Annotated in this window: 23 protein-coding genes and 1 tRNA gene; 10 read left to right on the plus strand and 14 right to left on the minus strand. The window is 67.3% G+C overall.

All coding sequences use genetic code 11. The annotated features are described in order from the left end of the window. Positions 1-9: 9 nt before the first annotated feature. Genes G6N50_RS26415 through G6N50_RS26425 form a run of 3 tightly spaced genes read right to left on the minus strand, consistent with a single transcriptional unit; the run spans position 10 to position 3,435 of the window. A complete protein-coding gene (locus G6N50_RS26415; RefSeq protein ID WP_083097953.1) occupies positions 10-1,593 on the minus strand; it encodes a sugar transferase in 1,584 nt (527 codons plus the stop codon). Then, positions 1,578-2,153 carry a dTDP-4-dehydrorhamnose 3,5-epimerase family protein gene (locus tag G6N50_RS26420; RefSeq protein ID WP_083097955.1) on the minus strand — a complete coding sequence of 192 codons (576 nt, stop codon included), beginning with the start codon at positions 2,151-2,153 and terminating at the stop codon, positions 1,578-1,580. Before G6N50_RS26420 ends, G6N50_RS26415 begins: the two co-directional genes overlap by 16 nt. Positions 2,154-2,208: 55 nt before the next feature. Continuing rightward, on the minus strand, positions 2,209-3,435 hold the full coding sequence (locus G6N50_RS26425; RefSeq protein ID WP_083097956.1) for a PPE family protein: 1,227 nt from the start codon (positions 3,433-3,435) through the stop codon (positions 2,209-2,211). 501 nt (positions 3,436-3,936) lie between these two features. On the opposite strand from G6N50_RS26425, the gene G6N50_RS26430 reads away from it, so the two are divergent. From G6N50_RS26430 to G6N50_RS26445, 4 genes are all read left to right on the plus strand, one after another. Further along, positions 3,937-4,608: a TetR/AcrR family transcriptional regulator gene (locus tag G6N50_RS26430; RefSeq protein ID WP_083097958.1), complete on the plus strand. Its 672-nt coding sequence runs from the start codon at positions 3,937-3,939 to the stop codon at positions 4,606-4,608. 70 nt (positions 4,609-4,678) lie between these two features. Then, complete coding sequence (locus G6N50_RS26435; RefSeq protein WP_083097960.1) at positions 4,679-5,389, plus strand: TetR/AcrR family transcriptional regulator; 711 nt, start codon at positions 4,679-4,681, stop codon at positions 5,387-5,389. A gap of 152 nt (positions 5,390-5,541) precedes the next feature. Beyond that, positions 5,542-7,578 carry a hypothetical protein gene (locus G6N50_RS26440; protein ID WP_083097961.1) on the plus strand — a complete coding sequence of 679 codons (2,037 nt, stop codon included), beginning with the start codon at positions 5,542-5,544 and terminating at the stop codon, positions 7,576-7,578. Positions 7,579-7,591: 13 nt separating this feature from the next. After that, positions 7,592-8,644, plus strand: a complete 1,053-nt coding sequence (locus G6N50_RS26445; RefSeq protein WP_083097963.1) for a polysaccharide deacetylase family protein — start codon at positions 7,592-7,594, stop codon at positions 8,642-8,644. Positions 8,645-8,654: 10 nt separating this feature from the next. Here the strand turns inward: G6N50_RS26445 and G6N50_RS26450 are convergent, their stop codons facing one another. Both G6N50_RS26450 and metG read right to left on the minus strand, forming a co-directional pair. Further along, entirely contained in the window at positions 8,655-9,017 is a 363-nt protein-coding gene (locus tag G6N50_RS26450) for a PAS domain S-box protein (protein ID WP_083097964.1), read from the minus strand. Between the two features lie 165 nt (positions 9,018-9,182). Beyond that, positions 9,183-10,736 carry a methionine--tRNA ligase gene (gene metG / locus G6N50_RS26455; RefSeq protein WP_083097966.1) on the minus strand — a complete coding sequence of 518 codons (1,554 nt, stop codon included), beginning with the start codon at positions 10,734-10,736 and terminating at the stop codon, positions 9,183-9,185. A gap of 32 nt (positions 10,737-10,768) precedes the next feature. Here metG and G6N50_RS26460 point away from each other — a divergent pair, with 32 nt between their 5' ends. The 5 genes from G6N50_RS26460 (at position 10,769) to G6N50_RS26480 (ending at position 16,809) form a co-directional block, all read left to right on the plus strand. Next, on the plus strand, positions 10,769-11,611 hold the full coding sequence (locus tag G6N50_RS26460; protein WP_083097967.1) for a TatD family hydrolase: 843 nt from the start codon (positions 10,769-10,771) through the stop codon (positions 11,609-11,611). 157 nt (positions 11,612-11,768) lie between these two features. Then, a complete protein-coding gene (locus G6N50_RS26465) occupies positions 11,769-12,896 on the plus strand; it encodes a resuscitation-promoting factor (RefSeq protein ID WP_197748039.1) in 1,128 nt (375 codons plus the stop codon). Further along, the gene (rsmA, locus tag G6N50_RS26470; protein WP_083098025.1) at positions 12,860-13,813 is read left to right on the plus strand and encodes a 16S rRNA (adenine(1518)-N(6)/adenine(1519)-N(6))-dimethyltransferase RsmA; all 954 of its coding nucleotides are present in this window, start codon (positions 12,860-12,862) and stop codon (positions 13,811-13,813) included. The genes G6N50_RS26465 and rsmA overlap by 37 nt, the downstream gene beginning before the upstream one ends. Positions 13,814-13,873: 60 nt before the next feature. Then, the gene (locus G6N50_RS26475) at positions 13,874-14,830 is read left to right on the plus strand and encodes a 4-(cytidine 5'-diphospho)-2-C-methyl-D-erythritol kinase (RefSeq protein WP_083097970.1); all 957 of its coding nucleotides are present in this window, start codon (positions 13,874-13,876) and stop codon (positions 14,828-14,830) included. Positions 14,831-15,174: 344 nt separating this feature from the next. Beyond that, positions 15,175-16,809 carry a fatty acyl-AMP ligase gene (locus G6N50_RS26480; RefSeq protein ID WP_083097972.1) on the plus strand — a complete coding sequence of 545 codons (1,635 nt, stop codon included), beginning with the start codon at positions 15,175-15,177 and terminating at the stop codon, positions 16,807-16,809. An 88-nt stretch (positions 16,810-16,897) separates the two neighbouring features. Here the strand turns inward: G6N50_RS26480 and pth are convergent, their stop codons facing one another. The 8 genes from pth to G6N50_RS26520 form a co-directional block, all read right to left on the minus strand. Further along, entirely contained in the window at positions 16,898-17,473 is a 576-nt protein-coding gene (pth, locus tag G6N50_RS26485; protein WP_083097973.1) for an aminoacyl-tRNA hydrolase, read from the minus strand. 12 nt (positions 17,474-17,485) lie between these two features. Further along, positions 17,486-18,157, minus strand: a complete 672-nt coding sequence (locus G6N50_RS26490; RefSeq protein WP_083097975.1) for a 50S ribosomal protein L25/general stress protein Ctc — start codon at positions 18,155-18,157, stop codon at positions 17,486-17,488. A gap of 251 nt (positions 18,158-18,408) precedes the next feature. Next, the gene (locus G6N50_RS26495; RefSeq protein ID WP_083097976.1) at positions 18,409-19,278 is read right to left on the minus strand and encodes an oxidoreductase; all 870 of its coding nucleotides are present in this window, start codon (positions 19,276-19,278) and stop codon (positions 18,409-18,411) included. Between the two features lie 54 nt (positions 19,279-19,332). Further along, positions 19,333-19,953 (minus strand): LpqN/LpqT family lipoprotein, encoded by a 621-nt coding sequence (locus G6N50_RS26500; RefSeq protein ID WP_197748075.1) that lies wholly within the window; start codon positions 19,951-19,953, stop codon positions 19,333-19,335. 38 nt (positions 19,954-19,991) lie between these two features. Continuing rightward, positions 19,992-20,348, minus strand: a complete 357-nt coding sequence (gene arsC / locus G6N50_RS26505) for an arsenate reductase (glutaredoxin) (RefSeq protein WP_083097980.1) — start codon at positions 20,346-20,348, stop codon at positions 19,992-19,994. Next, positions 20,349-21,329, minus strand: a complete 981-nt coding sequence (locus tag G6N50_RS26510; RefSeq protein WP_067834148.1) for a ribose-phosphate diphosphokinase — start codon at positions 21,327-21,329, stop codon at positions 20,349-20,351. A 103-nt stretch (positions 21,330-21,432) separates the two neighbouring features. Further along, positions 21,433-22,917, minus strand: a complete 1,485-nt coding sequence (glmU, locus tag G6N50_RS26515; protein ID WP_083097981.1) for a bifunctional UDP-N-acetylglucosamine diphosphorylase/glucosamine-1-phosphate N-acetyltransferase GlmU — start codon at positions 22,915-22,917, stop codon at positions 21,433-21,435. 123 nt (positions 22,918-23,040) lie between these two features. After that, positions 23,041-23,112: transfer RNA gene (locus G6N50_RS26520), tRNA-Gln, on the minus strand. A 220-nt stretch (positions 23,113-23,332) separates the two neighbouring features. Here G6N50_RS26520 and G6N50_RS26525 point away from each other — a divergent pair. Then, on the plus strand, positions 23,333-23,926 hold the full coding sequence (locus G6N50_RS26525) for a TetR/AcrR family transcriptional regulator (RefSeq protein WP_007776775.1): 594 nt from the start codon (positions 23,333-23,335) through the stop codon (positions 23,924-23,926). Positions 23,927-24,022: 96 nt separating this feature from the next. On the opposite strand, the gene lysA is transcribed toward G6N50_RS26525, so the two are convergent. Then, positions 24,023-25,363: a diaminopimelate decarboxylase gene (gene lysA, locus G6N50_RS26530; RefSeq protein ID WP_083097983.1), complete on the minus strand. Its 1,341-nt coding sequence runs from the start codon at positions 25,361-25,363 to the stop codon at positions 24,023-24,025. Positions 25,364-25,412 lie beyond the last annotated feature (49 nt).

Here is a 25,412-nt window from a genome sequence, read left to right on the forward strand (position 1 = left end):
CTCGCGAGCCTAGTAGGCTCCGTGGCTTGTTAGAACCGCTTTCACGGTCTTGGCGATAATCACCAGATCACCCGACATCGACCAGTTGTCCACGTACGACTGGTCCAGCCGCACCGACTCTTCCCAGGACAGGTCCGAACGGCCGCTCACTTGCCACAACCCGCTGACGCCAGGCTTGACCAGCAGCCGCCGCTTGACGTCACTTTCGTAGTTGTCCACTTCCCGCCGCAACGGGGGCCGCGGCCCGACGACGCTCATGTCGCCCTTGATGACGTTGATGAATTGCGGCAGCTCGTCGATGCTGTACCGGCGAAGAATCTTGCCGACGGGGGTGACCCGTGGGTCTTCGCGCATCTTGAACAGCATGCCGTCGGCGCCCTCGTTCAGTGACAGCAGTTGCTCGATCTGCGTGTCCGCACCGTCGGTCATGGTGCGGAACTTGAGCATTGTGAACGGTTTTCCGTCGACTCCGATCCGCTCGGACAGGTAGAAGACGGGTCCCTTGCTGGTCAGCTTGATGGCGACGGCGGCCGCGATGAGCAGCGGCGCGGTGGCAACCAGGGCCGCCAGCGAGAACACGAAGTCGAAGGCCTGCTTCTGGAAGCGGTGTGCCCCTTCGTATTGCGGCTTGTCGACGTGTAGCAGCGGCAGCCCGGCGGTGAGGCGCAGGGTCAATCGCGCCTCGGTCACGTCCATGACACCGGGCGACACCACCAGGTCGACGTTCATCGTCTCGAGCTGCCACATCAGCTCCCTGATCCCGTGCATGCCAAAGTGATCCGTCTGGGTCAGGGCCACGGTGTCCGCACCGCAGCTGGCGATCGCCGTCGCCGCATGGGTCTGGTCGCCCAGGATCGGGATCTCGCGGCCCGCGATCGTCAGGGTGTTGCCGCGGGGTGGACCGTAACCGGGGATGCAGACGCCGACCACGACGCAGCCGGCCAGCGGGCTACGCGCGAGTTCGTGCGCGAGGTGCGTCACCGCCTGGCGGTCTCCGATCGCCAAAACCCGGGTCTGGTACTGGCCTTCCGCGCGCTTGCGGTTGACGTGCTTGCGCCACGCGCTGCGGCTGCCCAGCAACGCCAACGTCCCGACCGGAAGCGCGATCGCCAGATAGCCGCGGGCCAAGTCGACCTTGGCGAGCAGCGTCACCATCGCGATGATGCCGAATGTCCAGAAGGATGCGGTGCCGATCCGGCGGTACTCCTCGATCCCGGCGCCGATGACTCGCGTTGAGCGCGTTTGGAATACCGCGAGGGCCGACAGCCACAGCGCCGCGAAGAGGGCGGAGAACAGCGTCATCATCGGGTCGGAGTAGCCGGAGGTGTTGGCGATCTCGCCGAAGCGAACATACTGCGCAAGCAACACCGAGGCGCAGACGATCACCGAGTCGCTGATGCGCAGATTCTGCGAATAGTGGTCCTGCCAACGCCGTAAGGCGTTGCCACTGGCCGAAGGCAGCGGACCCGCGGTCGCCGGCGAAGCACTGGTCTCGCCACGATGCGCCGCGGTCACGCTGGGGGACCAGGCTTTCAGCGGCCGACGGCTGGGCATGACATCCACCGTGTTGCGAATCATTACCGACTGATGCATGTTGCCACCTGCTCCACTGGAACCAATCGGGGTTTGCGTGCGGGCCAGCTCGCGTCCTGTTCGGAGATGACCGTGACCGGGATAGGCCACGAGATGCCGAATTCGGGGTCGTCCCAGCGGATCCCCTGCTCATCGGGCACCGCGTGCTGCTGCCCGCTGACCTGGTAGCTGACCTCGGTGTCGTCGATCTGCGTCTGAAAGCCGTGGGCGACATAGGGCGGCAGGTACAGGGTCCGGTGGTCATCGGCGTTCAGCTCGACCATCACGTGGTCGCCATAGGTCACAGAGTCGGAACGGACGTCGACCGCGACGGCGGCGATGGCGCCGCGGGTGCAGCGGAGCAGCTTGGCCTCGGCGTGCGGCGGCACCTGACGGTACAGGCCGCGCACGGTGCCGCGGGTGTAGTTGAAGACGATATTCGTCTGCGTGACATCGAAATTCAGCCCGTGATTGGCGAAGTCCCGGGCGCAGAACGAGCGTGAGGAAAACCCGCGATGGTCGCGGCTGAGTTCGAGATCGATGATGGTCACCCCGGCGACGTTGGTGGGCGTGTACTTCACTTACCGCTCCTTCTGTGACCGGGCCTGCAGAAAACCTCGTCGCGCATGCGATGGCTCACGCATATCCGGCGGCGGGCGGACGCGTCATCACGGTCGGGATGACGCCATAGCGGGGTCCGAGCGTCTTGCCGGACGCGGCCGCCAGGCGCGGTAGCGAGCCCATGACGCTCGGCGGCACGTTCGCGCCGGCGAGGTTGATGGCGGGCATGGCCGACACGGCGCTGTTGGCCGCGGGGATCACGCTGGTCCAGCTCGCCGGCACGGCCAGCGGGCCCAGCGAGGCCGCGCTGCCCAGGCTGCCGAACACGCCGGATCCGAGCGACCCGAGCGCACCCGCGCCGCTGCTCGCCGCGCTCGCGACCCCCGACGCCGCGGTTCCCGCCACCGCCATGGCCCCGTCGCTGGCGGCCTTGGCCAGGCCCTGGGCGGTCTGGGCCATGCCGAGGATGGAGGACATCCCGTACAGGGGTGTGGCTCCGGCCATGAAGTAGGTGGCGGCGGTGTTGGGCAGTTGGGACACCAGGCTGGAAATCGCCGAGGAGGTGGCCGAGTCGACCGCCGAACTGGCCGTGCCGCCCGCGGCGCCTCCCGCGGTGCCGCCGGCGTCGGTGAGCGTGTTGATCCCGGCGGTCATCGGTGAGGACAGCTGGTGCAGCGCGGTGGGCACCTTGGACACCACCTGCGCGAGATTCGCCTGTTCGGTTTGCGAGGTGATCTGCCCGACCACCGCGGCCTGCCGGGCCATCCCGCTTTCGTTGGTCACGTGTGGTGCCGGGTTGAACTGGGTCACCGAGCAGGCCGCGGCCGAGCCGGCGGCGTACTCGTACATCGCGGCGGCGTCCTGCGCCCACATCTCGCCGTACTCGGCTTCGGTGGCCGCGATCGCCGCCGCGTTCTGGCCGAAGAAGTTGGTCGCGACCAGCATCGCGAGCTGGGCCCGGTTGGCGGCCACCGCCGGCGGGGGGACGGTCATGGCGAAGGCGGCTTCGTAAACCTCGACGGCGAGCCGGGCCTGACCGGCCGATTCCGCGGCCCGCGCGGCGGCCCCGGCCGTCCACGCCATGTACGGGGCGAAGGCGGAGGCCATCGTCAGCGACGACGGGCCCAGCCAGCGCTGGGTGGTCAAACCCGCGATCACCGACCGGTAGCAGCTCGCCGCGGCATGCAGTTCGGCGGCCAGACCGTCCCAGGCCACCGCGGCGGCGCTCAGCGAGAGCGGGCCGGGGCCGGCGTACATCCTCGTGGAGTTGATCTCCGGGGGAAGGGCTCCGAAATCGATCATTTCAGGCCCTGGCCGTCAGTCGGGCCGAGGCGCCGGGGGCGGCGGGAGAGGCGAAAGCGACCGGCAATGCGTCGACAAACCGCAGGTCAGCCATGGTCTGCCGGCCAGGTAAGGCCTGTGACCAGCGGTTCGCCGTAACGAACGACATGTGCTTCCCCTTATGCGGTGAGACGGTCGATACGATCTCGGAGCCGATTACAAACTGACGATCTGACAATAGCGTATAAAACATACTAATGGTTTGACAAGGGCGTGTGATCTGGACCTCAGGTATTTACGCGCGCGTCAACCGGGACAGCCGTATGACTGCTAACCTCGGAAGTGGACTGGATATCTTGAGCGACGTGTTCGCTCCAACCCCTGAAGAACCGAGGTAGTTGTGCCCTGCTGGAGCAAGGCGTTTGTCGACGTGACGGCGGGCGGCACGGCCCGCGGCGTCGGCTTCGGCCTGGGCATTCGGGACAAAACTCGCGCCACGGGGAAATCGAGTTCTCGACAGCGATGACGACCCATTCGACCGATGGACGAGCGGACGCGACCCGGCAACAGATTCTGCGGGCCGCGTCCCATCAGTTCGCCCGGCGCCCTTACCACGACGTCGGCCTCGACGACATTCTCGCCGAGGCCGAACTGACCAAGGGCGCGATGTACTTCCACTTCAAGTCGAAGCACGCGTTGGCGGTCGCGATCATCGACTTTCAGACCGAGGCCGGCGCCGAAGCCGTGCGGGACCTGCTGTCGCGCGGGCTCTCGGGCCTCGAGACCCTGATCGACTTCTCCTATTTGATCGCGATCAAGGACATCAAGACCGATGTCGTCAGGTCGGGCCTGAACCTGATGGAATCGATCGGCCTGGCCGACGGGCTGCAGGAAAAGTTGTTCGACCAATGGATCAAAGCCCTGGCCAGAGTCGCGGAGCAAGCCAAGGCCGAGGGCGACATAAGTGCTGACTGCGACCCGCAAGACCTCGGCCGCTTGATGGTCTCGCTGCACATGGGGCTGCGGAAAACCAGCAACCTGGACGACCCGGAACGCTTCCTGCGCGACCTGGAGAAGTGCTGGTCCCTGCTGCTGACCGGGGTGCTGCAGCCGGACCGCGCCGAGTACTTCCACCAATTCCTCAGGCGGCGTGCGGCACTCGCCATCAATACCAGTTCCGCGGATACCGACTAGCAGGTGCGGGGCAACGTGAAACGCGATGAGCGATCCGCGCATCCAATGAGACCCCGGAGGTGCGTGCACAATGGCGCGCCAAGTTCGGTCTGAAGCCACCCGTCGAAAAATCCTCGATGCCGCGATCGAAGTGTTCGGTGACGTCGGGTATGCGGCCGCTGGATGGAGCACCATCATCGAGCGAACGGGAATGACCAAGGGCGCTCTCTATCACCACTTCGATTCGAAAGAATCGTTGGCCGCGAACATCATCGAGGAAGGCTCGGACACGCTGCTGAGCGCTTTCCGCAACGTCTGCGGGGCGTCGTCGCCGGGGCTGGAAAACCTGCTACACGGCACATTCACGATCGTCGAGGTGTTGAGCTCAGACAAAATGGCCCGCGCGGCCGCGCAATTGGCCACGGCGTTAAGCGGATTCAACGGAGCGGCCTCGCGCTTCTTCGCGAACCTGATGCTGGAAACGGCGCAGGAGGCGCGGCGAGCGATCAAGGAAGGCGACCTTCGTGACGAAATCGACCCTGACGTGCTCAGCGCGTCGATCATCGGCACCATCTTCGGGGCGCGGTTGGTGACCGGCGCCATATCGAGCCACGGCCGAATCGGCAACATCATCGGCGACCCCACCGCGCGCTTGCATCAGATATGGAATCTGCTGCTCCCTGGGGTTGTCTCGGAAGCGTCGCTACCCTACTTCCAGCAATTCCTGCGTCGCGAAGAAATGCGCCATGCGGCGGCCAGGGCCGCCCGTGACCAGGCCGCAGCGGAATCAAAAACCGAGTAGTTCCCGATGAGCGCCTTCGCCCTGGCGTCCCTTCTTTGACGATCCGTTCCGGATAGCCGGCAATGGCAGGATCTTCGAAGAGCTGGTGCGAGATACCTTTTCGCGGTCGCCACGACGGCGATTCCGTTATTGGGGTTGAAGCGCTTTCAACAATGCATACTGTTCCGGTGATGTACCGGAAATCTCTCCGCCGACTAATTGCGCTGGCCGGTGTCGTCGGATTCTTGGTGATGAGCGCTCCGGCATCGTGGGGTGCGCCCGCCGACCCGACCACGCCGTCGGACTCGACGTCGACGTCGACTTCGGCGACGACAACCACGACGACGCTGTCGATGACGGACGTTGGTGCCTCGGCGAATCTGGAGTTCTGGGGCCTGACGAGCAGCCAGCAGCTTTCCCTTCCGGTACTGCACGGGCTGAACCCGGCGGCGTTCAATGCGACCGTCGAATTGCCGATCAATCTGCGGTCCGGGTTGCTCACCGTGTCGCAGGGCGAGCGCACCCTCGCGCGCCTGAATCTGCCCAACACCGATCAGGCCCCGATCGTCATTCCATTGGGCGGGGCAGAGGTGATCGACAATTGGTTGACGGTGACGTTGCGGGCCTATCTGGTGCCGAATGACGGAGCTTGCCTGTATCCGGAGAGCCCGCTGCGTCTGGCCAACGGGACGGTCAACTACACGGGCACCGAATTACCGCCCACCACGGTGTCGCATTTCTTGCCGCCGGTGCTGCGGAAACTGACCATATATCTGCCACAATCGCCGTCGACGGCCGAGTCTGACACCGCAATTCAACTCGCCACCTCCGCGGCCGCGCACTATGGCAAACAGGCGCCCGATATCGTGGTGATCCCGTTGCAGGAAGGACAGGGCGCGCCGCCGGCGCCGCCGCAATCGCTGGAACGTCAGGTCGTCGTCAAAGAGGGTCCGGACAACGGGCTTTCGCTGCAAGGCTCCTCCGGTGTGCCGTGGCTGTTGATTTCGGGTCCGCTGAATCGCACCGACGAGTCGGACACGGCCGTGCTGTTCAGCGACCTGTCGGATTTGGCCCTGTCGTCCAAGGCCTCGGTGGAATCACCCAAGCCCAAAGTGCAATTGCCTGGGGACACCGCCACGCTGCGCGAACTTGGCCAGTCCGTTGCCAACTCGACTTCACTGCAGCCACGGGTGTCGATCGGAGTGGACCAGACCCGGTTTGGCAGATCCGTTCACTCGGTGCGGGTGCATCTGCGGGGCTCATACACTCCGACGCCCAACAACATCGGCGGGCAGATCGCGGTAACCGTCGGCCCGGACACCATCGACCACTGGCCGACCGACGGCCATGGCGACATCGACCGGTGGGTCGACGTCCCGGACCGACTGCTACAGCGATACACCAGCGTTGACTTGGTGCTCGACGTCGCGAGCAACATCGGCCATTGCGGAGACTTCTACACCGCCGGTCCCGGCAACCAGCTCCTGACGCTGAACATCAGCGGCGACAGCATCATTCAGAGCAGCCCCGCCGCGCCGCCGGTGCCGGACGGTTTTCAATCGGTGCCGCAAACACTGATGCCGCGGGTTCAGGTGGGCGTCGCCGAGCACTCCTTCGTCGACACCGTGCGGGCGCTCGACATCATGGTGGGCCTGCAGCGCATCAGCTCGATCCCGATCGACACCACCGTCACCAGCGTCAAGCAAGCGATCGATTCCTCCAATCCCGCGCTACTGGTCTCCGCCGACGGGTGGAACCAGTCCGACGTGGTGCTCCCGGTGGCCGCGGGGCCCAGCGGTCCGATCACCGTCAATGCCGTCGGGTCGGGCGACAAGCCCGCCAAGCTCACCCTGGACCCGGTGCTGCGGTTCGCTTCTCTCCAAACGGTTTTCAACCGCGGCCGATCCCTGCTGGTCGCGACGTCCAACGGAGCGCCCGGACAACTCGACGAGCTGATCAGATGGCTCAAGAGCGACAACAACAAGCACTGGCAACGGCTCAAAGGCGTTGCGGTGGTGTCGGTACCGGGGCAAGACCCGGTGACCGTCGACCATCCGCCGTTGGCGCCCGGCGCATCCGCCGGGGGATCCGGAGGCCATTCCGACCTCGACTGGCTGTGGTGGTTCGGCGCGGGTTGGGTCGCCGTGGCCATCGTGGGCGCAGGGGTGATTCTGTGGCGCGTGCGACGCGAATCCTGGCGGCGCCGATAGAGTCTGACGCGTGATGGCACGAGTCGCAGACATCGTGGCGCGCCCGACCATCAAGAACATCGCGGCCGGATTGCTCTGCGCCGCCGGGGTTCCGGCGGTGGCCCGGCGACGACACCGCGACATGCTCGCCATCCTGATGTTCCATGGCGTGGAAGACCAACCGCTGTCGCCGCCCTGCTGGCATGTCAACGACGCGGCGCTGTATCGCCGCCAATTGGACTACGTGCGTAGGCACTTCAACGTCCTGCCGCTCGAGGAGGCCCTCGCCGCCCTTGCCGCCGGGACATTGCCGCCGCGCGCCCTGGCGATCACGTTCGACGACGGCACCCGCAACCTCGCGACACACGCACTGCCGGTGCTGCGCGATCTGAACCTGCCCGCGGCGGTGTTCGTCGCGACCGGCCCGATCGGCACCGGTGAAACCTTGTGGCCCGACCGGCTGTGGTTGGCGATCGCCCGCAGCAACGCCGCCGAAGTAGATTTGGCCGCACTGGGATTGGGGACGCGCTCGCTGGACGGCAGCGCCAAGCGGGGCGGTGTCTACGAGGCGGCCGTCGAGGCATTGAAGGACCTCGCCGACGCCGAACGCATCGAAACGCTCGACGCGATCCTGCGCGCACTCGGATACCGCGACGACGGCGACGCAGGCCCGTTCCGGATGCTCACCTGGGACGAAGCGCGTGCCATGGCCAAAGACCCTCTGGTGACGCTGTACCCGCACACGGTGACCCATCCGATCCTCGCCCGGTGCGCCGACGGCAAGGTGGAGCAGGAGATTGGCGATTCCTGCGCGGCGCTCGAACGTGAGACCGGCTTGACGCCAACCGTTTTCGCCTATCCGAATGGCCGGCTGCAGGATTTCGACGCCCGAGCCAAGGACGCGTTGCGCCGCCGTGGAGTGCGCTGGGCGCTGTCCACCGCGCCTGGATTCGCCGATCGTCGCTGCGACCCGCTGGCATTGCCCCGGTTGGCGGTGGGCGGCAATTCGTCGTTCGACCACTTCCGGCTCACGGTCTCCGGCGGCGTGCCGGGCCGGCGCAGACCCGCCGGCCCGGCGCGCCGCTGACCGGGTACAGCTAGCGCGCTTCTTCCCAGAGCTGTTCGGTCAGATCCTGGAACGCGGCGAGGGCGAATTGGTCGTCGACCCGGCGCACCGCGGACCTGCTCATCATCGCGCGCACCACCGAGCCGTCCTTGTGTGCCAGCTCGACGACCATGTTCGCGAGGGCGTGGACGGTCGCCAGCAGCGAATCCGACGCCGGGGCCTGATGAAAGATCTGCTCGAATCGCAGCGTCAAGGCCTCGTCAGGTTCGTATCCCATCATGTCGGCAAACGCGGTGTTGGCGAACAAGATACTGCCGTCATCGCCGATGGCCAGTACGGGAACCGGGATCCGCTCCAGCACAACCAGCGCGGGTAGCTCCTTGAGAGTCGTCATCGGCGATTGGCTCTGTTGCCTGTTCTGGCGTCGTTCCACACCGAGGATTATGGTCTATACCAGAACATATGTTGGACTCTTTTGTCCAAAGTGCCACACAAGTATTGGCTGCGTCGTCGAACTCGCTTGATCCTCAACCGAATTGTCGAGCCGTTTGATCCTTGCTCATTCGACTTGGGAAACAGGCTGATAGCGGGGGAACACACCGGTGGGAGCCGGCAGCGCCGTGCCGGGTGCCAGCCGGGTGCCGGCGGCCGCGAATGTCCGTTGGTCGTGGGCCTGCCCGAGCAGATCAAGCAGCTTGCCGGCCGATTCGGGCATGACGGGCTGGACCAGCAGCGCGGCGATGCGGACCGCCTCGCAGGTGACGTACAAGACGGTGCGGAAGCGGGCCTGATCGGCCACGGATTCGCTCTTGCGCAAGACCCACGGCTGCTGCGCCGAAAAGTATTTGTTGGCGTCGCCGAGCATCAGCCAGACCGCTTCGAGGGCCAAGTGCATCGCCTGCGATTCGAAACCGGCCCGGACGCGTTCCAGCAACCCGTCGGCCGTCGTCAACAACTCGGTGTCGGCGGCGATCAGCTCACCGGGTTGCGGAACGACCCCATCGAGGTTCTTGGCGATCATCGACAACGACCGCTGGGCCAGGTTGCCCAGTTCGTTGGCCAGATCGGAGTTGATCCGGGTGACGATGGCGTCTTCGGTGTAGCTGCCGTCCTGACCGAACGGCACCTCCCGCAACAGGAAGTAGCGGAGTTGGTCTACGCCGAACGTCTCGATAAGGGTTGCCGGGTCGACGATGTTGCCCACCGACTTGCTCATCTTCTGCCCGCGGTTGAGCAGGAACCCGTGCGCGAAAACCCTGCGCGGCAATTCGATTCCGGCCGACATCAAAAACGCCGGCCAGTACACGGTGTGGAATCGGATGATGTCCTTACCGATCATGTGCAGGTCGGCCGGCCAGTAGCGGCGGAACTGCTCGGATTCGGTGTCCGGGTAGCCGACGCCGGTCAGGTAGTTGGTCAGCGCGTCGACCCAGACGTACATGACGTGGTCGGGATGCTCGGGCACCTGCACGCCCCAGTCGAACGAGGTGCGCGAGATCGACAAGTCGCGCAGGCCGCCCGAGACGAAGCTGACCACCTCGTTGCGTCGGACCTCGGGCCCGATGAAGTCCGGGTTGGCCTCGTAGTGGGCCAGCAGCTTGTCGGCATACGCCGAGAGCCGGAAGAAGTAGGTCTGCTCCTCGGTCCAGGTCACCGGGGCGCCGGTTTCGACGGCGATCCGGGTCCCGTCGACGAGCGCGGTCTCCGATTCGACGAAGAACCGCTCGTCGCGGACCGAATACCACCCGGAATAGGTGTCCAGATAGATGTCCCCGGCGGCCTGCATCCGTCGCCAGATCGCCTTGGAGGCCTCGATGTGGTCGGCGTCGGTCGTGCGGATAAACCGGTCGAAGGAGATGTTCAGCTTCTCCTGCAGGCGCTGGAACACGTCGGAGTTGCGCCGCGCCAGCTCGGCGGTGGGAATGCCCTCGGCCGCCGCCGTCTCGACCATCTTGAGGCCATGCTCGTCGGTGCCGGTCAGGAATCGGACGTCGAACCCGTCGAGCCGCTTGAACCGGGCGATGGCGTCGGTGGCGATGTATTCGTAGGCATGCCCGACGTGCGGATCGCCGTTGGGATACGTGATCGCGGTGGTGACGTAATAGGGCCTCATCGCCCTCAACCTTATTGGGGCCACCTTATTGTGTGCGCGTGAGTTCCCAACGTCAGCCGCCCCCGGCCCCCGAGCCGTTGAGCCCGCTTGTCGACGCGCACACCCACCTCGATGCGTGCGGCGCCGAAGACGCCGAGGGGGTGCGGGCCATCGTGGACCGCGCCGCGGCGGTCGGGGTGGTCGCGGTCGTCACGATCGCCGACGACCTGGACTCGGCGCGCTGGGTCACCCGCGCCGCGGACTGGGACCCCCGGGTTTATGCGGCGGTGGCGCTGCACCCGACCCGCGCCGGCGCGCTGGACGACGCCGCCCGCGCCGAAATCGAGCGGCTGGTGGCCCATCCCAGGGTGGTGGCCGTCGGCGAGACCGGCCTGGACCTGTACTGGCCCGGACGCCTGGACGGCTGCGCCGAGCCGGCCGTGCAGCGGGAGGCGTTCGCCTGGCACATCGACCTGGCGAAGCGGTGCGGCAAACCGCTGATGATCCACAACCGGGAAGCCGACGCCGAGGTGCTCGACGTGCTGGCTGCCGAGGGCGCTCCGGACGCCGTGATCTTTCACTGCTTTTCGTCGGACGCCGCCATGGCCCGCCGCTGCGTGGACGCCGGATGGCTGCTGAGTTTGTCCGGCACCGCGAGCTTCCGCAACGCGCGCGCCCTGCGCGAGGCCATCCCGTTGATACCGCCGGAGCAGCTGCTGGTGGAGACCGATGCACCCTTTTTGACGCCGCATCCCTATCGGGGGACGGCGAACGAGCCCTATTGCCTTCCCTATACTGTTCGGGCGATCGCCGAACTGGTGGGTCGTCGCCCGGAAGAGCTGGCCGAGACGACAACGGGCACTGCTCAGCGGGTGTATGGATTGGTCACTGGTTGAGGTGAACGACCAGGCGATTCTTATAACATCGCCGCGTCGGAGTTGCCCAACATTGACCGGTTCGTTACCGTCTTGTGATCGAACGGTTGGGCCTGCGGGCCCTTAATTTGTGACTTGCTGCTGAATGAGTGGGTTGTTGAGGGTTGGGTAGCGCGCGTTGAGTGTATTGACAAAACTTCATCAGAATCCTTCGCCGATGTTGCGGCTCGTGGTCGGAGGGCTGCTGGTGGTCCTGGCATTCGCGGGCAGTTATGCGGTTTCGGTGTGCAAGACGGTGACGTTGACCGTCGACGGAGTCGCCATGCGGGTGACCACCATGAAGTCGCGGGTGATCGACGTCGTCGAGGAAAACGGTTTCGTCATCGACGAGCGCGACGACCTCTATCCCGCGGGTGATGTCCCGGTGCACGACGCCGGCAAGATCGTGCTGCGCCGCAGCCGCCCGTTGCAGATCTCGCTGGACGGCCGCGACACCAAGCAGGTGTGGACCACCGCATCCACGGTGGACGAGGCGCTGGCCCAGCTGGCGATGACCGACACCGCCCCGGCCGCTGCCAACCGCGGCAGCCGCGTGCCGCTGGCCGGGATGGCGCTGCCCGTCGTCAGTGCCAAGACAGTCCGCATCAACGACGCCGGTGCGATCCGCACGGTGCACCTGGCGGCGCCGAACGTCGCCGGCCTGCTGAGCGCCGCCGGCGCGCCGCTGGTCGAGAGCGACCAGGTGGTACCCGCCGCCACGGCGCCGATCGTCGACGGGATGGAAGTCCAGGTCACCCGGAACCGGATCCAGCAGGTCACCGAGCGGATCCCGCTGCCGCCCACCGCCCGTCGGATCGAAGATCCGGGTATGAACATGAGCCGCCAGGTCGTCGAGGATCCGGGCAGCCCGGGCACGCAGGACGTCACATTCTCGGTGGCCACGGTCAACGGCGTCGAGACCGGCCGGCTGCCGATCGCCAATGCGGTGATCACGCCCGCCCGCGATTCGGTGGTCCGCATCGGCACCAAGCCTGGCACCGAAGTGCCTCCGGTCAGCGACGGCTCCATCTGGGATGCGATCGCCAGCTGTGAGGCCGGCGGAAACTGGGCGATCAACACCGGTAACGGGTATTACGGCGGTGTGCAGTTCGATCAGGGCACGTGGGAGCGAAACGGCGGGTTGCGGTTCGCCTCCCGTGCCGACCTCGCCAGCCGCGAGGAGCAGATCACCGTCGCCGAGGTGACCCGAGAGCGCCAGGGGTGGGGCGCGTGGCCGGTGTGCAGTGGAAGAGCTGGTGCACGCTGACCATCCGGCTACTCGGACGCACCGAGATCAGGCGGCTGGCCAGAGAACTTGAGTTTCGGCCACGGAAATCGCTCGGCCAGAACTTCGTGCACGACGCCAACACGGTGCGCCGGATAGTCTCGATCTCGGGGGTGAGCCGGTCTGACCACGTCCTGGAAGTCGGGCCCGGCCTGGGGTCGCTGACCCTGGCCCTGCTCGACCGCGGTGCCGCCGTCACCGCCGTCGAAATCGACCCGGTACTGGCCGAACGGTTGCCCCACACCGTCGCGGAGCATTCCAATAGCGAAATCCAGCGCCTCACGGTGGTCAACCGCGACGTCTTGACCCTGCGCCGTGACGAGCTGGCCGATGCGCCGACCGCCGTCGTCGCCAATCTGCCGTACAACGTCGCGGTCCCGGCGCTGCTGCACCTGCTGTCCGAGTTTCCGTCCATTCGGGTCGTGACGGTCATGGTGCAGGCCGAGGTCGCCGAGCGACTGGCCGCGGAGCCGGGCGGCAAGGAGTACGGCGTGCCCAGCGTCAAGGTTCGTTTCTTCGGCAAGGTCCGCCGGTGCGGCACGGTGTCGCCGACCGTTTTCTGGCCGATTCCCCGCGTCTACTCCGGGCTGGTCCGCATCGACCGGCACGCCACCTCGCCATGGCCGACCGACGAAGCCTTCCGCCGGCAGGTGTTCGAACTGGTCGACATCGCGTTCGGGCAGCGGCGCAAGACCTGTCGCAACGCGTTCGTGGCCTGGGCCGGCTCGGGCAACGAGTCGGCGGATCGGTTGCTGGCCGCCAGCATCGACCCGGCCCGCCGCGGTGAGACGCTCTCGATCGACGACTTCGTGCGGTTGTTGCAGCGGTCCGCCGACCGGCCGGACAGCGCCGCCGAGGTGTCGGCACACACGGCGGAACAGGGGGCCTCGGCCGGCTGACGCCCGGGCGTCGGGGCGCCATTGCGTGTGGTTGGCCGGCGGCAGCGATAGTCTGCTGCGGTGTCCGCATCTGACGGCAATACCGCTGCGCAGTGGGTGCCCACCGGGTCGGTCACCGTTCGGGTGCCCGGCAAAGTCAACCTCTACCTGGCGGTCGGTGACCGCCGCGAGGACGGCTACCACGAGCTGAACACCGTCTTCCAGGCGGTTTCCCTGCTCGACGAGGTGACGGTCCGCAATGCCGATGTGCTCTCGCTCGAGATCGTCGGCGAGGGCGCCGAGAAGCTGCCCACCGACGAACGCAATCTTGCCTGGCAGGCCGCCGAGCTGATGGCCGAACACGTCGGCCGCGCGCCGGACGTGTCGATCATGATCGACAAATCCATTCCGGTGGCCGGCGGGATGGCCGGTGGCAGCGCCGACGCGGCGGCCGTGCTGGTCGCGATGAACTCGCTGTGGGAACTCAACGTGCCCCGCCGCGACCTGCGCATGCTGGCCGCGAGGCTGGGCAGCGACGTGCCGTTCGCGCTGCACGGCGGAACCGCGTTGGGCACCGGCCGCGGCGAGGAGTTGGCGACGGTGTTGTCCCGCAACACCTTTCACTGGGTGCTGGCGTTCGCCGACAGTGAGCTGCTGACGCCGGGAGTCTTCGCCGAACTGGACCGACTGCGGGAGGCGGGAGATCCGCCCCGCCTGCCCGCGCCCGGCCCGGTGCTGGCCGCCCTGGCCGCGGGCGACGCCGAGCGGCTGGCGCCGCTGCTCGGCAACGAGATGCAGGCGGCCGCCGTGAGCCTGCACCCAGGTTTGCGGCGGACGTTGCGTGCCGGTGTGCAGGCCGGGGCGCTGGCCGGCATCGTGTCCGGTTCGGGCCCGACGTGTGCCTTCCTGTGCCAGTCGGCGGCCGCGGCCGTCGACGTCGGCACGGAGGTGTCCGGGGCGGGTGTCTGCCGCACGGTGCGGGTGGCCAGTGGGCCGGTGGTGGGCGCGCGGGTGGTCCCCGCACCCACCGAGGTGTGACACCCCTGAGGTGTGAAAAGAACCGCAATTCGCGCATTCGTTTGGCGCTTCCCTAAGAGGAGTTTAAGATAATGCGCGGTGACGGGAAGCGCTGAGCAAGATCACTTAATTCCATCGTCCGCCGGGCGTTCCGGCGGGCGATTAATGCATCGGGCCCGGCAAGGTTTCTCGGGCCCGCTTTGCGCTTATCGAGGCCGCTCTGGTCCGGCGGGCGTGGACGCATCATCGATCCGAGACCTAACCGCCACCCAACTGTGTTTGCGTGCTTGCGGCGAAGTGTTACCCAACGGGCGGAACATGAGATCCCGGGCGTTGGGACAACCGCTGGAACCGAGGAGGTTTTTGTGAGCAGGTTTACCGAGAAGATGTACCGCAATGCCCGGTCGGTGACGACGGGCATGGTCACCGGTGAACCCCACGAACCGGTCCGCCACACCTGGGGCGAGGTCCACGAGCGCGCGCGCCGCATCGCGGGTGGCTTGGCCGCCGCCGGCATCGGACCGGACGACGCTGTCGGCGTGCTCGCCGGCTACCCGGTGGAGATCGCGCCGACGGCGCAGGGCCTGTGGATGCGCGGGGCCAGTCTGACCATGCTGCACCAGCCCACGCCGCGGACGGATCTGGCCGTGTGGGCCGAGGACACCATGAACGTCATCGGCATGATCGAGGCGCAGGCCGTCGTCGTCTCGGAGCCGTTCCTGGTGGCCATCCCAGTGCTCGAGGAGAAGGGCATCACGGTCCTCACCGTGGCTGACCTGCTCGCGGCGGAACCCATCGAACCCGTCGAGGTCGGCGAGGACGCACTAGCCCTGATGCAGCTGACCAGCGGCTCGACCGGGTCCCCCAAGGCGGTGCAGATCACCCACCGCAACATTTACTCCAACGCCGAGGCGATGTTCATCGGCGCCCAGTATGAGGTCGACAAGGACGTCATGGTCAGCTGGCTGCCCTGCTTCCACGACATGGGCATGGTCGGCTTCCTCACCATCCCGATGTACTTCGGTGCCGAGCTGGTCAAGGTCACCCCGATGGACTTCCTGCGCGACACCCTGCTGTGGGCCAAGCTCATCGACAAGTACAAGGGCACCATGACCGCGGCGCCCAACTTCGCCTACGCGCTACTGGCCAAGCGGCTGCGCCGCAACGCCAAGCCCGGCGACTTCGACCTGTCGACCCTGCGCTTCGCCCTGTCCGGGGCCGAGCCCGTCGAGCCCGCCGATGTCGAGGACCTGCTCGACGCGGGCGCGCCGTTCGGCCTGAACCCGGCGGCGATCCTGCCGGCCTACGGCATGGCCGAGACCACGCTGGCCGTGTCGTTCTCGGAGTGCAACGCCGGGCTGGTGGTCGACGAGGTGGACGCCGACCTGCTGGCCGCGCTGCGCCGCGCCGTACCGGCCGCCAAGGGCAACACCCGCCGGCTGGCCACGCTCGGTCCGCTGCTGCAGGACCTCGAGGCGCGCATCATCGACGAGAACGGCGACGTGATGCCGCCGCGCGGTGTCGGTGTCATCGAGCTGCGCGGCGAGTCGCTGACGCCCGGCTACCTCACCATGGGCGGCTTCATCTCGGCGCAGGACGAGAACGGCTGGTACGACACCGGTGACCTCGGCTACCTGACCGAGGACGGCCACGTGGTGGTGTGCGGCCGGGTCAAGGACGTCATCATCATGGCGGGCCGCAACATCTATCCCACCGATATCGAGCGTGCCGCGTGCCGAGTCGAGGGGGTGCGGCCCGGCTGCGCCGTGGCCGTGCGGCTGGACGCCGGCCACTCGCGCGAGACCTTCGCCGTGGCGGTGGAGTCCAACGCCTTCCAGGACCAGGCCGAGGTGCGTCGCATCGAGCACCAGGTCGCCCGTGAGGTGGTGGCCGAGGTCGACGTGCGGCCGCGCAACGTAGTGGTGTTGGGTCCGGGAACCATCCCGAAGACGCCGTCGGGCAAGCTGCGCCGATCCACCTCCGTCAGCCTGGTCACCTAGTCCGGGGTTGCTGCGGCGAGTGTGTGGGTTAGGTACGTCCGCACCTCGAAATCCGTCCACAGGCCCCACGCTCGGCGTGCCCGCCGGCCTACCAGGCGTGGACGCGGTTCTGCGCGGGCTCTAAACCCAGTTCGATGAGCAACTCGGTGGCGTCCGCGGCCTGCTCGCAGACGGTGGGCACCTCGGCCCGTTCGGCGGCGCTGAAATTTTCCAGCACGAACGCCGCCGGATCCTTGCGTCCCGGAGGGCGACCGATGCCGAGGCGAACCCGCTGAAAATCCTTGCTGCCCAAGGCATTAGCGACCGAACGCAGACCGTTGTGGCCGCCTTCGCCGCCGCCGATCTTGAGCCGGATGCGGCCGAAGTCCAGGTCGAGGTCGTCGTGGATGACGATGATGTCGCCCGGGGGCACCGAGTAGAACTTCGCCAACGGGCCGACCTGACGGCCGGATTCGTTCATGTAGCAGCGCGGTTTGGCCACGACCACCGCGTGCCCCGCGAGGCGGCCGCTCACAATCTCGGCGCCGGAACGCTTGTGCGCCTTGAACTTCGAACCCATCCGCGCCGCGAGCAGGTCGGCGACCATGAACCCGACGTTGTGCCGGGTCCGGGCGTAGTTGTCTCCGGGATTGCCCAGGCCGACGACCAGCAACGGCTCGGCCACGGTGCGATCCGCCTACTCGGACTCGGCTTCGGCGGCCTCTTCCTCGCCGGCCTCGCCTTCTTCTTCTTCGCCTTCGGCCGCCGCGGCTTCCTCGGTGACCTCGCCCGCGCCCTCTTCGGCGAGGTCCTCGGCCGTCGGCGCGGTGACCACGTTGACCACCAGCGTCTCCGGGTCGGAGATCAGGCTGACGCCCTTGGGCAGGGCGACCTGTCCGGCGGTGAACTGGGTGCCGGGCTCGGCGCCCTCAACCGACACCGTCAACTGCTCGGGAATCGACAGGGCATCGGCCTCGATTTCGATGGTGCTGGCGTCCTGGGTGACCAGGGTGCCGGGCACGGCCTCGCCCTCGATGACCACGCGCACCTCGACGACGACCTTCTCGCCGCGCCGCACGACCAGCAGGTCGGCGTGCTGAATGGTGCGGCGAATGGGGTGGATGTCGAGCGACTTGGTCAGCGCCAGCTGCTCCTTGCCGTCGATGTCGAGGGTCAGCACGGCGTTGGTGCCCGCGTGCCGCAGCACCGCGGCGAAGTCATGGCCGGGCAGTTCCAGGTGCTGCGGGTCGGCGCCGTGGCCGTAGAGGACGGCCGGGATCTTGCCGTCGCGGCGGGCCCGCCGGGACGCACCCTTGCCGGTCTCGGCGCGGACCGCGACCTTCAACTGGTTGAGTGCTTGCTTGGCCATCGTGTCGCTCCTGTGTGCTCGCCTGTGTTTCGGGGCACGGCCGGGGTCGCGACGATTCGTCGGTCTCCGTCGATAACGGTGCTGGCCAGCCAGCCACCCTCGCCGTGACGCCCGGTCAGGTTAGCGCATCCGCACCTCAGAGGGGAAATCCGTGCCGGGCCGCGGGGCGTGCGTGACGGTGCGTCACACCAGTCACATGCACCGGCTCGCCAAGGGGCTGTGTGGCAGCCGTGGCCCACGTGACGCAGGGCTCAGAGCGGGAAACTGGTCTTGGTGAGCCGCTCGGACAGCGCCCACAACGTCGCCGCGGTGGCAGTGTCCCGGGCACGCCGGCTGCGCCCGACCGGTTGGGTGCGGCCGACCTGGCCGAACCGCGGCCCGACGAACGTGTCGCCGGGCAGATCCTGCGACGCTGCATACAGGGTCTGCCGGGCACCGAAATCGGCGTCGGTGGCGACCACCCGGGTGACGGCCGACATCAGCGTGTCACCCAGCTTGCGCCCGGAGGCGCCCTGCAGGTTGGTGTGCGAGTAGCCCGGGTGGGCCGCGAGCGCGCGCAGCGGGGAACCGGCCGCGGCCAGGCGGCGCTGCAGCTCGCTGGTGAACAGCAGGTTGGCGAGCTTGGACTGGCTGTAGGCCAGCCACGGCGAGTACCGCCGTCCCTGCCAGTTCAGGTCGTCGAGGTTGATGCGTCCGGCCCAGTGCGCCATCGACGACACCGTCACCACCCGATCGGTCAGCTTGGGCAGCAACAGGTTCGTCAGCGCGAAGTGCCCGAGGTGGTTGGTGCCGATCTGGGTCTCGAAGCCGTCGACCGTCAGTGCGAAGGGGGCGGCCATGATGCCGGCGTTGTTGATCAGCACATCGGCCTTGCCCACCCCGTCGGCGAACCGGCGCACCGACGACAGGTCCTGCAGGTCGAGCTCGCGCACCTCGACCTGACCGGCCATCTTCCGGGCCGCGGTCTCGCCCTTGCGGATGTCGCGGACGGCCATGATGATCGTGGCCCCTCGTCGCGCCAACTCGCGGGCGGTCACGGCGCCCAGCCCGCTGTTGGCGCCGGTGATGATGACGGTTCGTTCAGCGAACGACGGTAGATCTGCGGCGGTCCAGCCAGTCATGGCTGACAACACTACTGGTCACGACGCCCGGGCCGCCTGTTGCCCGACGTCTATCTACTTTGCGGCGACGACGAATCCGTGGATGATCGCGTCGATGTCGGTGGACTGCGCGGCCGCCTGATTGGCCAGACCGGTGATGGTCAGCTGCACCAGGTAACGCTGGCGTGCGGGCGGTGAGCCGGTGGGGATGACGATGCGGTTCCAGCTGTGCAGGCGCATGCCGTCGAGGTCATAGCTGCCCTGAATCATCGACGAGGGAAAGCCGTTGAAGGGCGCGCCGGAGGCGTCCAGCTGCCTGAAGTTCTCGAACAGCTGCGCGTCGTCGTTGCCGTGCTTGATGACCTGGGCCGGGTCGAAATCGCCATTCAGCTTGAACACCACCAGCCGAGCCGTGGGGAATTTGCCGCCCTGCGAGATGATCAGCGTCTGCGGGTTGATGTTCGGACTGGTGAACGGCGCCCAGCCCGGGGGTGTCGGTATCGACACCGTCAGGTCGGGCAGGGATCCCGGCGCCACAGGTTGTCCGGTCACACCGATGCTCTGCAGGTACTGCGACAGGGGAACCGGCTTCTCGGTCGCCTTGGTGGTTTCGGTCGTCGAGGTTTTCGACAGGATCGACTGGTAATCCGGCGGTTTCGGCGCACAACCGGCGACCGAGACGGCCGCCGCAACCATCGCGGCAGCGGCAACGCCCGCACGGCTGCCGACCCGATTCACAAAATCTCGCGGACCGCGTCGATCGGGCGGGCCAGCCGAGTGCCCTTCGGCGTGACGACGAAGGGGCGTTCGATGAGGATGGGGTGTTCGGCCATGGCGTCTAGCAACTGGTCATCGGTCGCGTCCGCGAGATTTAGCTCGTCATAAAGCGATTCGCGCTTGCGGGTTGCGGTGCGCACGTCGATGCCGGCGTCGCGGATCATCTTCGCCAGCTCGCTGCGCGACGGCGGGGTCTTCAGGTACTCGACGACGGTGGGGTCAAAGCCGCTGTCGCGCAGCAGGTCCAGCGTTTTGCGGGAGGTGCTGCAGCGTGGGTTGTGGTAGATGACGGCTTGGTCTGGCTTGGCAGCCATCTAGGCGTCTCCGTCGAAGAGCCCTGTGACCGAGCCATTTTCGAAGACGGCGCGGATGGTGCTGGCCAGCAGCGGCGCGATGGACAGGACCGTCAGCTGCGGGAAACGCTTCTCTTCGCCGATCGGAAGGGTGTTCGTCACAATCACTTCCCGGGCGCCGCACGCGGCCAGCCGCTCGGCGGCCGGATCGGAGAGCACGCCGTGGGTGGCCGCGATGATCACGTCGCCGGCGCCCTCGTCGCGCAGCAGCTTCACCGCGCCGGCGATGGTGCCACCGGTGTCGATCATGTCGTCGATCAAGACACAGGTCCGCCCCTGCACCTCACCGACCACGCGGTTGGACACCACCTGGTTGGGCACCCGCGGGTCGCGGGTCTTGTGAATGAAAGCCAGGGGCACGCCGCCCAGTGCGTCGGCCCATTTCTCCGCGATGCGCACCCGGCCGGAGTCCGGCGAGACGACCACCATGTTGCCGTCGGGGTAGTTGTCGCGGATGTAGCCGGTCAACAGGTTCTGCCCGCGCATGTGGTCGACGGGCCCGTCGAAGAAACCCTGAATCTGGTCGGTGTGCAGGTCGACGGTCACGATCCGGTCCGCGCCGGCGGTCTTGAGCAGGTCGGCGACCAGCCGAGCCGAGATCGGTTCGCGGCCGCGGTGCTTCTTGTCCTGCCGGGCGTAGGGGTAGAACGGCATGACGGCGGTGATCCGCTTGGCGCTGCCCCGCTTGAGGGCGTCGATCATGATCAGCTGTTCCATCAGCCAGTCGTTCACCGGCGCCGGCGCCGACTGCAGGACGAACGCGTCGCACCCGCGAACCGACTCGTTGAACCGCACGAAGATCTCACCGTTGGCGAACTCCCGCGCGGTCTGCGCGGTGACGTGGACGTCGAGCTCCTTGGCGACCTGCTCGGCCAGCTCCGGATGCGCACGGCCGGAGAAGAGCATCAAATTTTTGCGGTTATCGGTCCAGTCGTGGCTCAACGCGCTGCCCTCGCCATATCGGGGTGGGGGATGGAAGGCCCCATCGTACGAAGCGAATCGTACGGAAATGTGGCCGGGTTGCCGACTAGCGAATTCACGGTGTCTATTCGGCTTCTGGTGTGGGGCTGTCCGCGGCGCCCTGACCGGCGGCTTTCTCGGCGGCTTCGGCCGCCTGCGCGGCCGCGCTGCCCGGGCGCCTGCGGTGCACCCACCCTTCGATATTGCGTTGTGGACCCGCGGATACCGCCAGCGTTCCGGGCGGGACGTCGTTGCGCACCACGGTGCCCGCGCCGGTGTAGGCGCCGTCGCCGACCGTCACCGGCGCCACGAACATGGTGTCCGAGCCGGTGCGCACGTGCGAGCCGATGGTGGTCCGCCGTTTGGTCTCGCCGTCGTAGTTGACGAACACGCTGGACGCGCCGATGTTGCTGTGTTCGCCGATGTCGGCGTCCCCGACATAGGTCAGGTGCGGCACCTTCGACCCGGTTCCGATGGTGGCGTTCTTGGTCTCGACGAACGCGCCGAGCTTGCCGTCGTCGCCGAGCACGGTGCCCGGCCGCAGGTAGGTGAAGGGGCCGACGGTCGCGCCGGCGCCGATGGATGACGCGGTGCCGTGGGTGCGCACCACCGAGGCGCCGTCGCCGACGCTGACGTCGGTCAGGGTGGTATCGGGGCCGATGACGCAATGACCACCCACGTGGGTGCGGCCCAGCAGCTGCGTCCCCGGCTGGATGACGGTGTCGCGGCCGATGGCGACGTCGACGTCGATCCAGGTGGTGGCGGGGTCCACGATGGTGACGCCGGCCATCTGGTGGCCCGCGACGATGCGACGGTTGAGTTCGGCGCCCAGCTGCGCGAGTTGGACGCGATTGTTGACGCCGGCCACCAGTGCACTGTCGTCGACGTGGCGGGCATGGATGGCCAGGCCGTCGCCGCGCAGGATGGCGATGACGTCGGTCAGGTAGAGCTCGTGTTGGGCGTTGTTGGAACCCAACCGGTTCAGCGCCGAGCGCAGCGCCGCGGTGTCGAAGGCGTAGACGCCGGCGTTGACCTCACGGATCTCACGCTGGGAGGGCGTCGCGTCGGCGTGTTCCACGATCGCCATGACCTCGTTGTCCTGGGTGCGCAGGATGCGGCCGTAGCCACTGGGGTCACTCACCGTCGTGGTCAGCACCGTGACCGCCGCCGAGGCCGCGCTGTGGCTGGCGATGAGGTCGGCCAGGGTGTCGGCGTCCAGCAGCGGGGTGTCGCCTGAGGTGACGACGACGACCCCGGCGTAGTCGGCGGGCAGCGCGGACAGGCCGCACAGCACCGCGTCCCCGGTGCCGCGGGGCCGCTCCTGCAGCGCCACGTCGATGGGACGTCCCAGGGCGTCGGCCCAGTCGGCGACCAGCGGTGCGATGCGCTCATGGTCGTGGCCCAAAACGACCGCCAGGTGTTGCGGAGCCACCTTGGTGATCGCATGCAGGAGATGGGCCAGCATGCTGCGCCCACCGAGGGTGTGCAGGACTTTCGGGGTGTCCGACCGCATCCGGGTGCCGGGCCCGGCCGCCAGCACCAGGACCGCGGTATCACCGGGAGACGACATCAACCCTCCTCGTTGGGTTTGTCCCGCGCGGACTGCGCGCGGAAGCGCCGCACGCCGTCAAGCGTGTCACTTCAGCTGCGGTGAAGGCAAAAAACGATGGGATATCGCAACACGCAATTGAAGCTCCGTCGCCAGGACTCGAACCTGAACTATCTGAACCAAAATCAGAGGTGCTGCCGATTACACCACGACGGATCGCTAACCCACGGCGGGCGACGGGTTGAGCCCGACCGCGCCAACAAGACTTTAGTCTGACGACGGCGCGGGCTGCTTGCGGCCCGATGAGAAGTCGGACAAATCTCGACCTCGTCTGACCACGATGCGGGCCGCTGGTCGGCTGTCGACCGATACGCTGATTGACGTGGCCGTGCTGGACAAGGAACCGGATAAAGAGGTGCGGGCGCCGCGCGCCCGGATGACCGGCACCGAGCGCCGGCAACAGCTCGTCGGCATCGCGCGCACGCTGTTCGCCGAGCGCGGGTACGAAGGCACCTCGATCGAGGAGATCGCGCTGCGCGCCAACGTGTCCAAGCCGGTCGTCTACGAGCATTTCGGCGGCAAGGAAGGCCTGTACGCCGTGGTCGTCGACCGGGAGATGTCGGCGCTGCTGGACGGCATCACCTCGTCGCTGACCAACAACCGGTCCCGGGTGCGCGTCGAGCGGGTCGCCCTGGCGCTGCTCACCTACGTCGAAGAGCGCACCGACGGCTTCCGGATCATGATCCGCGACTCGCCGGCCGCGATCAGCTCGGGCACCTACTCGAGCCTGCTCAACGACGCCGTCAACCAGGTCAGCTCCATCCTGGCCGGCGATTTCTCCCGTCGCGGCCTGGATCCCGGGCTTGCGCCTCTGTACGCCCAGGCGCTCGTCGGCTCGGTGTCGATGACCGCGCAGTGGTGGCTCGACACCCGGGAGCCCAAGAAAGAAGTGGTGGCCGCGCACCTGGTCAACCTGATGTGGAACGGGTTGACCCACCTGGAAGCCGACCCGCGGCTGCAGGACGAGTAGCACGGCGTCGCGAGCGTAAGCCCACCGCGATTTTCGGCTTGATTTGTCGCAGTGCGCTTACGCTCGGCAACCGGGCGGAGCCCAGCGCGGCCCGAACTAGCCGCAGTCGCGGGCCAGCAGGTCGGCAACGGTCTCCCGGCGAACCAGTTCGCGCGCCCGCCCGTCCCTGACCGCCACCAGCGCGGGGCGGCCGACCATGTTGTAGTTCGACGCCATGCTGTGGTGGTAGGCGCCGGTGCAGGCCACGGCCAGCAGGTCGCCGGGATGCAGGTCCGCCGGAAGCTCGATGTCGCGGGCGATCTCGTCGCCCGCCTCGCAATGCCGGCCGACGACCGTGACCCGCTGCTTGAGCTCCAGCGAATGCCGGTTGGCCAGCGCGGCCGTGTATTGCGCGCCGTACAGCGACACCCGCGGGTTGTCGCTCATCCCGCCATCGACCGCGACGAAGGTGCGTCCACCGGGCTGGGTCTTGATCGAACGGACCCGGTACAGCGTCACGCCCGCCCGGCCGCTGATGGCCCGGCCCGGTTCCACCACGAGCTGGGGGCGGGGGAAATGCTCGGCGGCGCAGGCCTCGTCGAGGACGTTCTCGACGACGTCGGCCAGTTGCTCGAGATTCAGCTCGCGATCACCGGGGACGTAGGGGATGGCGTGCCCGCCGCCGATGTTCAGCTCGGTGAGGATGACGCCGTGCCGGGCCCGGATATCGGCCATCGCGGCGATCATCCGGCGGATGGCTTCGCCGTACAGGGCGGGGTCGCTGACGTGCGAGCCGATGTGGCAGTGCAGTCCGACGAGGTCGAGGATGGGGTGCGACAGCACCCGCTGGGCCGCGACGTCGGCCCGGTCGCCGTGCAGCGTGAACCCGAACTTCTGGTCGGTGACGCCGGTGGTGACGGCGCGATGCCCGTGGATGTCGATGTCGGGGGTGACCCGGATGAGCACCGGTTGGCGCCGTTGCGCCAGGCCGGCGAGGTAGGCGATCTCCATGCCGGAATCCAGCACGATGCGCCCCACGCCGACGCGCACCGCTTCGCGCAGCTCGTCGGGCGATTTCGCGTTGCCGTGCATGACGATGCGTGCCGGGTCGACGCCACCGGCGAGGGCGACGGTCAACTCCCCGCTGGAGCAGACGTCGATGCCGAGGCCCTCTTCGTGGGCCCAGCGGGCCACCGCGGTGCTCAGCAGCGACTTCCCGGCGTAGACGATCTCGGCGTCGCGCAGTGTTTTGCGGTACCGGCGGGCGCGATGCCGGAAGTCGGTTTCGTCGATGACGTAGGCCGGGGTTCCAAACTCGTCGGCGATATCGGCCAGTGGTACGCCGCCGACGCACAGCCAGCCCTCCTCGTCGGGGTGGGTGGTGAGGGGCCAGATCGCGGGATCGAATCGCGGGGAAGCCGCGTGACCGAGAGACGGCAGGATGTCCAGCAATGTCATGAATCCAACGTGCGCCCGCGGGTATTCAGGTGGGGCTCTTCTTACGATC

The sequence above is a fragment of the Mycobacterium mantenii genome, from assembly GCF_010731775.1.
Taxonomy (GTDB): Bacteria; Actinomycetota; Actinomycetes; order Mycobacteriales; family Mycobacteriaceae; genus Mycobacterium; species Mycobacterium mantenii.

Excerpts from the sequence above, each read along its gene's own strand:
- G6N50_RS26450 (WP_083097964.1), bottom strand. The coding sequence starts at position 9,017 with ATGACGACTCTCAAGGAGCTACCCGCGCTGGTTGTGCTGGAGCGGATC.
- arsC (WP_083097980.1), bottom strand. The coding sequence starts at position 20,348 with ATGGCTGCCAAGCCAGACCAAGCCGTCATCTACCACAACCCACGCTGC.
- G6N50_RS26430 (WP_083097958.1), top strand. The coding sequence starts at position 3,937 with ATGACGACCCATTCGACCGATGGACGAGCGGACGCGACCCGGCAACAG.
- G6N50_RS26415 (WP_083097953.1), bottom strand. The coding sequence starts at position 1,593 with ATGCATCAGTCGGTAATGATTCGCAACACGGTGGATGTCATGCCCAGC.
- G6N50_RS26495 (WP_083097976.1), bottom strand. The coding sequence starts at position 19,278 with ATGACTGGCTGGACCGCCGCAGATCTACCGTCGTTCGCTGAACGAACC.
- G6N50_RS26440 (WP_083097961.1), top strand. The coding sequence starts at position 5,542 with ATGCATACTGTTCCGGTGATGTACCGGAAATCTCTCCGCCGACTAATT.
- G6N50_RS26525 (WP_007776775.1), top strand. The coding sequence starts at position 23,333 with ATGACCGGCACCGAGCGCCGGCAACAGCTCGTCGGCATCGCGCGCACG.
- metG (WP_083097966.1), bottom strand. The coding sequence starts at position 10,736 with ATGAGGCCCTATTACGTCACCACCGCGATCACGTATCCCAACGGCGAT.
- G6N50_RS26445 (WP_083097963.1), top strand. The coding sequence starts at position 7,592 with ATGGCACGAGTCGCAGACATCGTGGCGCGCCCGACCATCAAGAACATC.
- G6N50_RS26425 (WP_083097956.1), bottom strand. The coding sequence starts at position 3,435 with ATGATCGATTTCGGAGCCCTTCCCCCGGAGATCAACTCCACGAGGATG.
- glmU (WP_083097981.1), bottom strand. The coding sequence starts at position 22,917 with ATGTCGTCTCCCGGTGATACCGCGGTCCTGGTGCTGGCGGCCGGGCCC.
- G6N50_RS26435 (WP_083097960.1), top strand. The coding sequence starts at position 4,679 with ATGGCGCGCCAAGTTCGGTCTGAAGCCACCCGTCGAAAAATCCTCGAT.
- lysA (WP_083097983.1), bottom strand. The coding sequence starts at position 25,363 with ATGACATTGCTGGACATCCTGCCGTCTCTCGGTCACGCGGCTTCCCCG.
- G6N50_RS26490 (WP_083097975.1), bottom strand. The coding sequence starts at position 18,157 with ATGGCCAAGCAAGCACTCAACCAGTTGAAGGTCGCGGTCCGCGCCGAG.
- G6N50_RS26500 (WP_197748075.1), bottom strand. The coding sequence starts at position 19,953 with ATGGTTGCGGCGGCCGTCTCGGTCGCCGGTTGTGCGCCGAAACCGCCG.